The 12,372-nt window shown below is 71.7% G+C and carries 12 protein-coding genes; 4 read left to right on the plus strand and 8 right to left on the minus strand.

Going from position 1 to position 12,372, the window contains the following annotated elements; genetic code table 11:
* Positions 1-13 precede the first annotated feature (13 nt).
* Positions 14-244, minus strand: coding sequence for an undecaprenyl-diphosphate phosphatase (locus tag OHB41_RS33835; protein ID WP_353962920.1), 231 nt, complete (start codon positions 242-244; stop codon positions 14-16).
* A complete protein-coding gene (locus tag OHB41_RS52380; RefSeq protein ID WP_353962921.1) occupies positions 154-381 on the minus strand; it encodes an undecaprenyl-diphosphate phosphatase in 228 nt (75 codons plus the stop codon). The genes OHB41_RS33835 and OHB41_RS52380 overlap by 91 nt, the downstream gene beginning before the upstream one ends.
* Here OHB41_RS52380 and OHB41_RS33840 point away from each other — a divergent pair.
* The 4 genes from OHB41_RS33840 to OHB41_RS33855 all read left to right on the plus strand — a co-directional run bounded on the left by OHB41_RS33840 (position 292) and on the right by OHB41_RS33855 (position 2,799).
* Positions 292-612 carry a hypothetical protein gene (locus OHB41_RS33840; RefSeq protein ID WP_266706582.1) on the plus strand — a complete coding sequence of 107 codons (321 nt, stop codon included), beginning with the start codon at positions 292-294 and terminating at the stop codon, positions 610-612. The two genes, OHB41_RS52380 and OHB41_RS33840, sit on opposite strands and share 90 nt — an antisense overlap.
* Before the next feature lie 153 nt (positions 613-765).
* The gene (locus OHB41_RS33845; RefSeq protein ID WP_266702253.1) at positions 766-1,209 is read left to right on the plus strand and encodes a hypothetical protein; all 444 of its coding nucleotides are present in this window, start codon (positions 766-768) and stop codon (positions 1,207-1,209) included.
* Between the two features lie 94 nt (positions 1,210-1,303).
* Complete coding sequence (locus OHB41_RS33850; RefSeq protein WP_266702255.1) at positions 1,304-2,212, plus strand: DUF8832 domain-containing protein; 909 nt, start codon at positions 1,304-1,306, stop codon at positions 2,210-2,212.
* 245 nt (positions 2,213-2,457) lie between these two features.
* A complete protein-coding gene (locus tag OHB41_RS33855) occupies positions 2,458-2,799 on the plus strand; it encodes an SHOCT domain-containing protein (RefSeq protein WP_266702257.1) in 342 nt (113 codons plus the stop codon).
* Between the two features lie 373 nt (positions 2,800-3,172).
* Here the strand turns inward: OHB41_RS33855 and OHB41_RS33860 are convergent, their stop codons facing one another.
* The 6 genes from OHB41_RS33860 to OHB41_RS33885 form a co-directional block, all read right to left on the minus strand.
* Positions 3,173-3,931, minus strand: a complete 759-nt coding sequence (locus OHB41_RS33860) for a hypothetical protein (protein ID WP_266702259.1) — start codon at positions 3,929-3,931, stop codon at positions 3,173-3,175.
* A 7-nt stretch (positions 3,932-3,938) separates the two neighbouring features.
* The gene (locus OHB41_RS33865) at positions 3,939-8,705 is read right to left on the minus strand and encodes a putative T7SS-secreted protein (protein WP_266702261.1); all 4,767 of its coding nucleotides are present in this window, start codon (positions 8,703-8,705) and stop codon (positions 3,939-3,941) included.
* Between the two features lie 2 nt (positions 8,706-8,707).
* The gene (locus OHB41_RS33870; RefSeq protein ID WP_266702263.1) at positions 8,708-9,367 is read right to left on the minus strand and encodes a hypothetical protein; all 660 of its coding nucleotides are present in this window, start codon (positions 9,365-9,367) and stop codon (positions 8,708-8,710) included.
* On the minus strand, positions 9,364-9,786 hold the full coding sequence (locus OHB41_RS33875) for a hypothetical protein (protein WP_266702265.1): 423 nt from the start codon (positions 9,784-9,786) through the stop codon (positions 9,364-9,366). The genes OHB41_RS33870 and OHB41_RS33875 overlap by 4 nt, the downstream gene beginning before the upstream one ends.
* 314 nt (positions 9,787-10,100) lie before the next feature.
* Positions 10,101-11,807 carry a hypothetical protein gene (locus OHB41_RS33880; protein ID WP_266702267.1) on the minus strand — a complete coding sequence of 569 codons (1,707 nt, stop codon included), beginning with the start codon at positions 11,805-11,807 and terminating at the stop codon, positions 10,101-10,103.
* Between the two features lie 103 nt (positions 11,808-11,910).
* Positions 11,911-12,330, minus strand: a complete 420-nt coding sequence (locus OHB41_RS33885) for a TOBE domain-containing protein (RefSeq protein WP_266702269.1) — start codon at positions 12,328-12,330, stop codon at positions 11,911-11,913.
* Positions 12,331-12,372 lie beyond the last annotated feature (42 nt).

Below are 12,372 nucleotides of genomic sequence, written 5' to 3' on the forward strand. Positions count from 1 at the left end.
GCCTGCCCGGCCGTCAGGCGAACCGGACGATGCCGGCGACCCCGGCCACCAGGCAGTGCACGGCGAACAGGGTGAGCGTGCGCGTGGTGAAGTACCGGGACAGAAAGCGCACGGCGGCGTACGCGGCGATCGCGGCGGTGAAGAAGCCGAAAATCACCTGGCCGTGGATGTGCGCGGCCGCGGGCCCGGCGGGGCTCGGCAGCTTGAGGACGCCGGCGGCCAGGACGACCGGGGTGGCCAGCAGGAACGAGAACTTGGCGGCATCCTCAACGAGAACTTGGCAGCATCCTCGTGGTCCAGGCCGCGCAGCAGCCCGCCGACCATGGTGGTGCCCGACCGGCTGATCCCGGCAAGCAGCGCCAGGGTCTGGAACAGGCCGATGACACCCGCCTCGCGGTAGCCGAGGGTGTCCGGTCGATCCTCGGCCGCCGTGCACCGCTCGCCAAGACCGGTCCGGTACCCCGCCGCGTCGCCGCCCTCCTCGCCCCACCCCTCGGACGCCACCCGGCGCTCACTGCCGCGACCGCCTTCATCCTGACGTCCGCGACACTCGCCACGGCCGAAGCCGCCCCCGATCTCCCCCTGCTGCTGAAGAGCGTCGGCGCCGGATAGAGCCATGCCGTCCCGACAGATGATCGTCGGCAGCGCCATGTGAGCCCGAGGCGTCGACGACTGCACTGAGCTAGGTCGGCACTCGGCCGTCTCCCCCTGTCGGCTCCGCTTCCCGCGTTCCCTGCACTGCGCCCGCCGTAAGGTGTAGCCGTGATGGCCACGCAGCCCGCCCCCGGTACGGCCGGGGCCCGCCACCGCCGAGTGGTGCGGCCCGCCGTGCTGGTCGCCGTGCTGCTCGGGCTGTTCTTCATGCACGGCGGCCCGGCCGCGGCCGACGGCGGCTGCCACGGGACCATGTCCGAGATGGCGGCCGTGCAACCTGCGCCCGCCGCGATGGCCCCGCATAGCTCCGACCACGCCGAGGCGGCGGGGGAGAAAGCCGCCGAGCACGCGGACGAGGCCATGCGGGGCGCGCTGTGTCTGGCCACCGCGCCCCGCTCCGAGAGGCCGCTACCTCCCCTCACCGCGGTCGCCTTCGTTCTCCCGGCCGCACTTCTGCTGCCGTGGGTCCGGCGAGCGTACGGCGACGGCCGTCGCCGGGGGCCACCGGCCGACGGGCGTGCCCTCCTGCTCCAGGTGTGCATCGCACGGACGTGACGAGACCTCCGGGCTCCGGCTCAGCGCCGCGGCCCAGCACAGGTCTCACGTTCACCCGCGCCAGATCACGGCGCCCACCTGGAAAGACACACCCATGTCCCAGCGTCTCCGGACGACTCGCCATGCCCTCGCGGCAGCCACCGCTGCCCTCACGCTGACGCTCGCCGCCTGCGGCGCCGGCACCGGCTCGGACCACACCTCCGGCATGCCCGGCATGAACCACAGCGGCACACCGTCCGACTCGGCCGGCGCCATGGCGTCGATGCCCGGCCAGGCCGGTGCCTCCACCGGCAACGGCCTGGCCGCCGCGAAGGACGGCTACCGGATGACCTCCACGGCCGGCAGCCTCCCCGCCGGCAAGGCGACCGATTACCGCTTCACCATCACCGGCCCGGACGGCAGCCCGGTCACCGACTTCGCCGTCGACCAGACCAAGCGGATGCACTTCTACGCCGTCCGCTCCGACCTCACCGGCTTCCAGCACCTGCACCCCATCAGGGCCGGGGACGGCACGTGGACCGCACCGCTGGCGGCGCTGCGACCGGGCACCTGGCGGCTGTACGCCTCCTTCACCCCGGACAGCGGCAGCGGCAAGAGCAAGGACTTCGTCCTCAGCCGCACCGTGAAGGTCTCCGGCACGGCGATGACCACCCCGCTGCCCAAGGCATCCGGCACCACCACTGTCGACGGTTACACCGTGACGGTGAAGGGCGACCCGATGGCAGGAACGGCCCGCCGGCTCACCGCCACCGTCTCCAAGGACGGCAAGCCGGTCACCGACCTCCAGCCCTACCTGGACACCTACGCCCACCTGACCGCCTTCCACCAAAGCGACCTCGCCTTCGCCCACCTCCACCCGGAGACCAAGGTCGACCGTGACCGCGGTGGCCCGGCGCTGACCTTCCACGCCGAATTCGCCCAGTCCGGAAACTGGCGGCTGTTCCTGCAGTTCCAGCCGGGCGGCAAGCTCCACACCGCTGCCCTCACCCTGCACGTCGGCTGATCACCCGCTGACCGCCCGGCCCGTCCGCCCTGCCGGGGACGGGCCGGGCGGTCGGTATCAGCGTGGGCTGGTGCCCGCGGTGACAAAGGCCGGCAGTGCCAGGAACAACCGATCATGCTCCGCACGGGCACGCTGTCCGGCGATCCAGCCGTCCGCCCGCTCCCGGGAAACGGCACTGGAGGCACGGGCGCCCTCCTGCGGCCGGGGGTGCCGAGTGGTCCAGAAGTGAGACCGATGGGCTCTACATGCCCTCACCGAACGAGGCCCACCATGAACGCGGAAGGTGTGTTTCCGGAACCTCGCAGGTGGAGGTGGGCACGGTGATGTACTGGGATGGCGTCGGCTGGGCGTGGATGGCCTTCATGCCCCTGTTGTGGATCGCGCTGATCGGCCTTGCCGTGTGGGCCGTGATCCGCTTGACGCGCAGCTCGTCCGGGGGTGCTGCCGGCCGCACCAACAGCTGGGAAGGCCATGCGCGGCGCGAGGCCCCGGAGGAGATCCTCGACCGTCGCTACGCCTCGGGAGAGATCGACACGGACACGTACGCAGAGGCCCGCGAGCGCCTCGCCGCGCACCGGCCAAAGTGACAGCGACCGCACTCCGTCATCGCCGGCCGCAGCGCGCTGCCCGTAGCGTGTCCCTGTAAGAGGCCGCCGTCGCCATCCTCAGCGGGCCGGGCGCAGGCCGTCCACCGTGACCCGGACGAGCCGAGCCTGTGTACCGCGTCCTCGGAATCCAGACCGCCCGCCGACCCGAGCGCGTGCAGACAGAAGCCGGTGATCGGCCGATGTGCATGGTGAGGAGGTCCTGCAGTTTGCGGAGATCCTCATCGGTGTCGGTCTCGACCCGCAGGACGAGTTCGCCCTCGGCGGCCCGGAGGGCCCGATCGCGTTCTCCTCGCCGATCTCCACCGCGTCCTGGCCGCCGACAACCGCTTGGAGCACCGCCACGGTTCCAAGGTCACCGGTTCCCGTAGCCCTCCATCAGGTTGCCGATGAGCGAGAGCAGGACGTCGGCGCGGCGCCGGTCCTCGCGCTGGGCGCGCAGGGCCTCGTCGGTCGCCCGGAGACGGGCCAGGGCGGTCGGGTCGCCGTCTTCCACGTCGTAGATCAGCGGCTGGGTGATCAGGTCCAGGCAGTCGGTGAGCAGGCGGCGGGTGGTGTCGCTCGGTGGGGTGGGGTCGGGGTCGGTGTACGCCGTGGTCAGGTAGCGGGCGGGGTCCGTGAGGCTCCAGCCGACGACGGTGCCGTGCTGGACGAGGAGTGCCACGTCCGGGGCGATGCCGATGCCAGTCTCCAACGGAGCGTCGAGGACGGCGGGGTCGCGCAGAGAAGTCAGCACGGCGTCTCCGGGGGCGCGGCACAGGAGCGCGCACATCTCGTGCCGGAAGTCCGTGGCCTCGACCGCGCGCAGTCCGCCCGGGCGCACCGCCAGGGTGAGCGGGAGGCGGGCCGCGTCCTCGGCCGAGGTGGACTCCTTCGGCAACTGGAGCTCGACAGCGACGAGTTGGCGGCTGGCCGGGTCGAAGCGGAAGACGTCGGGCGCGTCCCACAGGCGGTGCTGGCTGCCGAAGGTATCCAGGACGAACCGCTCACGTTCCTTCGCATCCGCGTAGCGCACGACGCGTACGGAGTCGCCGTCGAAGCGGGGGGTGATGTGCAGCGGATCGTCCGTCACCATGGCGTGCCAGCCGCCGTCGAACGACAGTTTCATGGTCATCCTTGCCTCATCTGATCCGCACCGCGGGGGCCAGGTTGCCACCCTTACCGGGAATTCTGCCCTCCACGATGTCCTCGTGCGTCACCGGTGGACCGGGGTCGGTGGGCCTGCCGCCCAGTGCCTGCGCTCCGGAGTCGCCCTTGACACCTGACGGACCGTACGCCGTGACAGCCTGACCCTGGGTGCTGCCGGGCCCCTCGGTCACGACGATGTCCTCGCCCTGCCGGAACGTGAGCCTTCCGGCCGTGCCCGTCGACTGGTACACCGCGTCCGGGTTCTTCAGGATCTCCAGAACCCGTTCGTCGCTCATACCGTGCATCGTGTCCCCGTGGTAGTCGACGTGCTTCCTGACCTCGCCGTTTTGAGCCCTGTCGATGACCGCGTCCACGATCTTGTCGAGTCGCTTCTTGGCCCTCTCCTCCTTCGTGTAGTTGGGCATCAGGCCCAACGGGTCCGACGCGGTGTTCGGGTTGTCCACGTAGCTGACGGGGTTCGGCGCGGGAGCGAGGCCGAGGGGGTCCGGGGAGGTGTAGCGCCCGGTCTCCGGGTCGTAGTGCCGGAAGAAGTTGTAGTGGAGGCCGGTCTCGGAGTCGTAGTACTGGCCGGGAAAGCGGAGAGGGGTGTACGTGATGCCGTCGCGGGCCCATGCGGTAGCGCCCCACAGTGTGGACCGGGAGCGCCACGCGATGCCGCCGGACTCGTCGATCAGTTCGGTGGGGGTGCCGACGAGGTCCGTGGCGATGGCGAAGAAGCGGCGGTCGATCTCGCTCTGCCGGTCATCGGCGGTGAGGATGCGCTCGGTCTGCGCCAGGGGGATGTGGCCGCGGTGGTCCCAGGTGAGGGCCACCGGGTTCGGCTGGTCCATTCCGTGACTGGTCTGTTCGCACAGGGTCAGGCCATCCCAGGTGAAGCGGGTCTCCTCGTCCACACCCGCGCCGTCCGCCGCCAGGCGCTGCTTCGCCGTACGACGGCCCAGCGGGTCGTAGCGGTACCTCCAGCGGGTCCCGTCGGGGGTGGTGACGGAGGTGAGCCGGTTCTCCGTGTCCCACTCGTAGCGCCAGGTGTCGGGCTTGCGGGACAGACGGGTCTTCTGGCGCAGGGTGACGCGGCCGAGGGCGTCGTACTCGAAGCGGACGTCTCCGGCGCGGGTGACACGGGTCCCGTCGTACGAGCGGGGGCCGACCGACTCGCCGCCGGGGTGGCTGTCGGGCCAGGAGGCGGACGTCTGGTTGCCCGTGTCGTCGTACGCGTACCGCTCCGTCCAGGCCGGGGCGTGGACGGCGGTCACCCTGCCCATCGGATCCAGGTCGAACGTACGGGTCCCGGAAAGCCGGTCGGCGACGGAGAGCAGGTGTCCGTCGGCGCGGTAGGCGTAGGCACGGCTGTTGACGGCGCGGGCTCCGGCGGTGAAGTGCTGCGTGGCGAGCCGGCCGGCCTCGTCCCAGGCCGACGTCACGGTGAGCGCGTCCCCGAAGGCACGGGCCAGTTCGCGGCCCGCGGCGTCGTGAGTGAAGGTGATGTGCTGTCCACCCGTGTCCAGTCGGGCGGGGAGGCCGTCGGAGTCGTAGGCGTAGGACGTGACATGGCCGGTCGGGGTGGTCCGACGGACGCGCCGGCCCTGGGCGTCGTAGGAGTAGAGCATCGGGCGGCCGTCCACCAGTTCCGTCTTGACGCGCCCGTCGCGGTCGTACTGGTAGCGCAGTTCGCTGTCGGGTCCTACCGCCTCCAGGAGGCGGCCCGCCCGGTCGTACGCGTAGGTCGTCACCCGGCCGTCGACGGTCTTGCCGAGGACCTGGCCGAGTGAGTCGCGCTCGAAGGAGATGGTGCCGCCGAGGACGTCGGTCCTGGCGGCGAGACGGCCGGCGGCGTCCACCCGGTAGGTCAGGGTGCGCCCGTCGAAGTCGGTCTCGGAGACGATGTTGCCGACCGCGTCGTACTCGTACGTCCAGCTCTTGCCCCGCGGGCCGGTGACCCGGGTGAGGCGGAGGTCGGCGTCGTGCTCGAACTCGTAACGGCCGCCATCGGGACGGGTGGTGGCGAGCGGAAGGTCGAAGTGGGTGTATTCGTGGCGCGTGACGGCTCCGACGGCGTCGGTGTGGGCCGTGCAGTTGCCCTCGCCGTCGTAGGTCCATGACTCGTGCGCACCGTCCGGGCCGGTGCGGCGGGCGAGTCGGCCGTCCGCGTTCCACTCCAGGCGGGTGACGCCGCCCGTTCGGCCGGTCGTACGGACCGGGCGGCCGAGCCCGTCCCGCTCGGTGCGGGTGGTGGCGCCGGACGGATCGGTCACCGCTACGGTCCGTCCCGCCGCGTCGCACCTGACGCGCGTCGTGTTCCCGAGGGCGTCGGTCACCGCGGTGAGCCGTCCGGCGTCGTCGTAGGACATGCGGGTGGTGTGTCCGGCCGGATCGATGAGCGACGTGCGGTTGCCGAGTTCGTCGTATGTGTACGTCCTGCGGGAGCCGTCCGGGCCGACCGTCTCCACCGGCAGCCCGAACGGGCCGCGTACGACACGTAGTTCGCCGCCGTCCGGTCCGGTGACCGTGAGCGGGCGGCCGTCCTCGTCGTACGTGAAGGCGGTGGTGGCGCCCAACGGGTCCGTACGGGACAGCAGTTCGCCGCCCGAGCCGTAGCGGAAGCGGGTCGTGCGGCCGAGCGCGTCGGTGGTGGCCAGGACACGGCAGCCGGGGCCGATCAGGTGCCGGGTGGCCCGGCCGTCGGCGGTGGTCAGAACGGTCGTCCGGTGTCCGGTCCCGGCGTCCGGTCCGGTGTAGGCCAGGGTGACCTGGACGTGCCCGGCCTCACCGCCCTCGGCGACGACGCGGTCGTGGTCGTCGTAGACGTAGTCGTAGCGGTGCCCGTTGGAGTCGATCCAGGCGATGACGCGGCGGCGGTCGTCGTAGAGGAACGTGGTGACGGCGCCGGAAGGCCGGGTGACGGTGGTGAGGTTGCCGCCCTCGTAGCCGTAGCCCACCACCGGCAGGTCCGCGCCGTTCTCGCCCGCGCCGGGCACGGACAGGGCGGTGACCCGCCCGTCGGCGGCCGACAGCCGCAGCTGGTGGCCCGCCGAGTGGACGAGGGCCAGCGGCAGACCGTCCTCGGCGCGGTCGACCGTGACGGTGTGGCCGCCCCGGTCGGTGATGCCGGACAGCCAGGCCGTGCCGTCGCCGCCCGGCTCGCCACCGGCCGGGGCGGTGAAGTGGCGGGTCGGACCCGCGTCGGGGTCGGTGAGCGTGTAGTCGCCGTCGGCGTCCCGGGAGAGGAGCGTGCGGAACCGGCCCGAGTACGGCCGGGTGGGCAGGCCGGGGACCGGATGCGGGTACGGGACGAGGAGTCCGTCGGCGGTGACGTGGACGACACCGATCGCGTCGACCTCGAGACGCTCGTCGACGGTGGACGACCAGGCGGCCCCCAGGAAGCGGCCGGTCGCGCAGCCGGACTCGGTGCGGCGGGTGAAGACCAGCGGCAGGATGCCGGGTATCTCGAGGTCGGTCTGGGGCAGGAACATCCGGCCCGAGGCGAGGTCCACCGGGTCGGTGCCGTCGGTGACGCGCTCGCCGTCCGGCCGGTGGTGGGTCCCGTCCGGGGCGTCGTCGACCAGCCTGCGCAGCCGCGCGGCCTCGGCGGCGTCCTCGGCGACGCGCGCGCCCTTCACCGCGGCTCCGCCGCCGTCGGTGGCCACGGTCAGCACCAGGTCGGGTATGAGCCGGCCGAAGCCCTCGGCCGGGTCCTTCATGAAGTCCTTGACCATCTGGAGGCCGGTGCCGGCCGGGTCGTTGGCGGCGACGACCAGTCCGGCGGCGAGGCTGTTCAGGGACGTGGCGTACTCGGCCGGGTGCGTGAGGTTGTACGGGTCCATCGGGTCGACACTGCGGACGAAGTTGAGCAGCCCCGCCGTGCCCTTGATGAGGCCGCCGCCGACGTGGTCGCCCATGATCTGCAGCTCCTGGAGCCCGTCGCGCGCCTGCTCGGCGTAGGACGGCTTCTCCGGGGCCATGTCGCGGGCGGCGCGGACCGCCGTGCGCGCGGTCTCCGCCGCCGAGTTCCGCTGTCTGCGGGCCTCGGCGAGGAGGTCCTGAGCGTCCTTCATCAGCTTCTGACCGGGGTCGTCGAACGTCGCCGCGGGCTTGGGCGGGAGCGAGGCCGGATCGCGCTTGTCCGCGGGCTGGGCGTTGTAGCGGTCGACGGCGCTGTTGTAGTCGTCGACCTTCTTGCGGTGGGCGTCGGCGGCGCCCTCGGAAGCCTTGACGCCCTCCTTCCACTTGTCGATCGCCGTCTGCGCCTGTCCCTGCGCCCAGGTGACCGTGTCGGCGAACGCCTCGAGCGCGCCGATCGCCTTCACACAGGCTTCGCCGGCGGAGTACCACCTGTGCGGCTGGGTGCCGACCGCGGTGCGCAGCGCGTCGGCCGTTTCGCCCTTGAGCCGGGACGAGTCGAGGCCCCTGAGGCCGTCGCCGGTGTCGTCGAAGGACGACTCGAAGGCGCGGAGCTTCGCGGCGGTGGAGTTGATCTTTCCCGGACTGCCGTAGATCAGCTTGGTCTTGTCCTCGGTCTGCCCGAGGTCCATCTCGTCGACCTCGGCGCCCATCCGGTTGGCGACCGAACGGGACTGTTCACGCACCCAGTCCGCGCCGGACTCCCAGCCGATGTCGTCCAGGCGGTCGGCCGTCCAGTTGCCCGCGTCCTCGACCCGGTTTCCCGCCCACTCGACGCCGTCCTCGACCGCGTTCTCGACCGAGTCGGGCGTGAGGTCACTGATGAAGTCGCCTATACCCACGTTCAGTTCCCCCCGGACTCACCCTGCGGCGGCTGTTCCTGCTGGGCGCGTTCGTCCGGCGAAGGGCCGAAGGTGTCGTCCAGCGCCTGGTTCCACTGGTCGTCGGAGATGCCCAGCGCGTGGTTGAGCACCTCCGACTGCCGGCCGCCCTGGCCCTCGGTGAGAACGGTGCGGCCGGTGTCCTTCCAGGTCTGCTCCATGTCGTGACCGGCCTTGTCGAACGACTCGGGGCTCCAGTCCGGGTTCAGGTAGTCCGGGGTGAAGATGTCCCCCCAGTCCTGCTTGGCGATGTCCTCCTCGCTCGCGTGCGGGTTCCCGCCGAACAGGGAGTTGGCGCCCACCTTGAGGGAGTCCCCGACGTACTGGTCCTCCTCCCACACGGTGCCCGCCGCGAGGCCCAGACGGTTCGCGATCGCGCTCGCGTCCCGCACCAGGGCGCGCACACCCCATTCCCAGCGCTCGCAGAAGTCCTCGAAGTCGACCGAGAGTCCGTGGTGCCCCGCCTCCATCCCGGTCATCGCCAGCCCCGAGAAGCCCTTTCCCGTCACCGCGCCGGTGGGGCCGCCGAGTTCACCGAGCTGGTCGATCGTCGCCCCCATGCCCTGGGTGAACTTGGCGACCGACGCCTTGTCGAGATGCAGATCAGCTTCGTCGCCGCTCATGCCCGTGCCCCCCTCGTATCCGCACCCGCGCCCGCGTCGACGGCCACCGCGTCCGGCACGATGCCGACGACCGGCGGGAAGAACATCGACCCCTCCTCGGTGGCGATGTCGACGGCGAGACCGGCGGGTTCGCCGAGCGCGGGCACGATCTCGTCGACGATGCGCGCGCCCAGCAACGCCGCGTAGTCCATGGGCTGGTCGCCGGACGCGTGGCGCAGGGCGAACCTGGCCAGCGCGATCTCGTCGGTGAACCCGCAGATCCACCGCACTCCGCCCGAACGCACCGACCAGAGACCTCCGTCGGCCACCGGCACGAGAAGGACCGAGCGCCGCATCTCTCCGACCAGCGCACGGGGGTCGTCGCCTCCCGTCCTCCGCTCGGCGATGCGCTCGGCCAGCGCCGCCTTGGGCTGCTGCACGGTTTCCTCCCCGGTCCCGGGTGACAGATCGCAGGTCTTGGGTGACAGATCGCACCATAGGGCGGGACGCGTGGGAAGGAGGGGGCGGTTCTCGTTCTCGTGAAGGCTTGTCAGGTCGGACGAAACCTGTCGCGGCACTAGGTCGTGTTGCGAAAGTCCCGCCTGCCTCGCGGCGCCTGGCACGCCCTCTCGCCGCACCGGGCGAAAACCCGGGTACGTCCAGTACGCGGGCTTCCGCCCGGCACGCCGAGAGCACGCACCAGACGCCGCGAGGCCCGCCCTCCGGGCGGACGACGGGACTTTCGCAACACGCCCTAACGGCCGCTCGCGGGTGTCAGCCGGATGTCCGTGCTGGACAGCGTCATGGGTGAGGCGGAGACCGCCCGCAGGCGGATGCGTACTCCGGTGCCGGGGAGGGTGAACTTGCCGTCGGGCGGCCGGATCTCGTAGCGGGCCGAGGCGTGCCGGCCGAGGGTGGCCGGGCCGGAGGCGATGGACCAGTAGCGGCTCATGCCCTGACCCGTGGTGAGGGTGAAGTGCGGGCTCAGGGCCGCGTCGCCGAGGTTGGTGACGCGCACGGTGAGTGCCGTCACGGCCTTCGTGGCCCGGCGGGCGCCGACGAGCTCCATCCGCAGGGGCGGCGAGCCCGTCACCGCCAGGGTCGTCGCCGCCAGGGCGGGGGCCAGCAGGAGCACGGCCGCGGCGATGCGCGCCCCCTGCCGGCGCGGGCCGCGCAGCAGGGCCGGCCGGGGCTGCCAGGCGGCGGCGAAGGCCTGTGGGGGCGCGGTGACGGCGGCGGCCAGCCACAGCGGGGTCATCATCAGGTAGTAGCCGTCCTGGGAGCGCGTCGCCACGTAGAACGCGCACCAGGGCAGCACCGTGGCCGCGGGCCCGAGCCTTCGTACGAAGAGCACGAAGAGCCCCAGCAGACCCGCGGCCAGGAGCAGACTCGCGTGCGAGTACCAGGCCAGCCGGCCGCTGCCGTCCGTGAAGTAGAGCGAGACGCCGACCAGGCCCTGGCCGTGGATGTTCGCCTTCTGGGTGAGGGGCAGCGTGATCCCTTCGAACCAGGTACGCGGCTCGCTCACGATGAAGTACGCGTTGATCAGCAGCCAGGTCGTGGCGGCCACGCCGACGATCCTGCCCACGGCCACCGCGGCCCCGCGCGGGCCGAGATCGGCTCGGCGCAGGGCGTAGACGCCGGCCAGCAGGAACGGTGTGAGGAACCACGGCAACTGCTGGGAGGCGCAGGCCGCGCCCAGGCACACCGCCCGCGCCCAGTCGCCCCGGCCGCCGTACCCCATGCGCGGCCAGCCGACCACCACCGGGATGAGGAAGGCGCAGGCGACGATCGCCGGGTAGCCGAGCCGGGCGTACGCCGGCAGCAGGCCGAGACCGAGACAGACCAGCGTGGCCGCCGGGCGCCACTGCACGGGCAGCATCCGCCACATCACGATCGTGGCCACGATCAGGGCCGCCGTGCTGACCAGGACCGCCGGAGCCGCCCCGTGCCCGACCCACAACAAGGGTGCGGTGAGCAGCAGGGGAAGCGGCGGATAGCCGTACGTGAAGTCGTAGCCGCCGGTCATCGTCGGGGTGAGGGCGATGCCGTGCTGGGTGAAGAGCCACGGCCACGGCTGCCCGTAGACACGGTGGCCGGCGACGAACTCGCGCGCGGCCTGCGTGGTGAGGAACGATTCGTCACTGCCCCCGTGGTACATGGCGTACCCGCACACGGCGAGCGTCACCGCCGTCACCAGGACGACGAGGTCGAGGCGGGCCAGCGTGCGGGAGCGGCGGGCGACCAGGGCCAGTACGCCGGTCGCCAGGATCGAGGCGTAGCAGACCGAGATGACCGCGGCGACGGGGAGCCGGTGGCTCGCCGCCGCCGTCCACATCGGGCGGGTGCCGATGAAGAGGCTGATGTCGGCGAGCAGGGTCAGCACGCGGTGCCACTGCGCGGGCGCCTCTTCCGAAGGTGCCTCGGTGCGGGCCCGTAGGCGGATGGTCGACGGCCTCATGTCTGCCAAGTACACAGGTTTGGACGGTAATTCCCGCAGTTGAAGGGCGTGATGGCGGACGTGAAGAGTCCGGTGTGAGGGCGGTAAGAAGCGCGTCGGCGGCTCATGCGTTGGAGAGGGAGACCTCGGTGGACTTGATGAGCGCCACGACCGCGGAGCCCGCTGTCAGGCCCAGTTCGGTGGCCGCGTCCCTGGTGATCGCGGAGGTCAGTTCGGCCCCCGCGACCGCGAGCTTGACGCGGGCCATCGCGCCGCCGGTGGCGACATCGGTGACCGTGCCGGGGAGCTGGTTGCGGATGCTCACCCCGTCGACCGGGCCGGTGGCCAGGGACACCTCCGTCGACTTGACCAGGGCGCGGACCGAGGAGCCCTTGGCGAGGCCCAGGTCCTCGACGGCCTCCCTGGTGATGGCCGCGGTCAGGTCCTGGCCGCCGTCGAGACGGAGCCTGACCGTCGCCATCACCTCGCCGGAGGTGACGGAGGTGACGGTGCCGGGGAGCTGATTACGGATGCTCAGGCTCATGGGTGCGCCTCGATTGCGGTCCGGATAGTCGGTTTTCGACAA

This window comes from Streptomyces sp. NBC_01571, from assembly GCF_026339875.1.
Classification (GTDB): domain Bacteria; phylum Actinomycetota; class Actinomycetes; order Streptomycetales; family Streptomycetaceae; genus Streptomyces.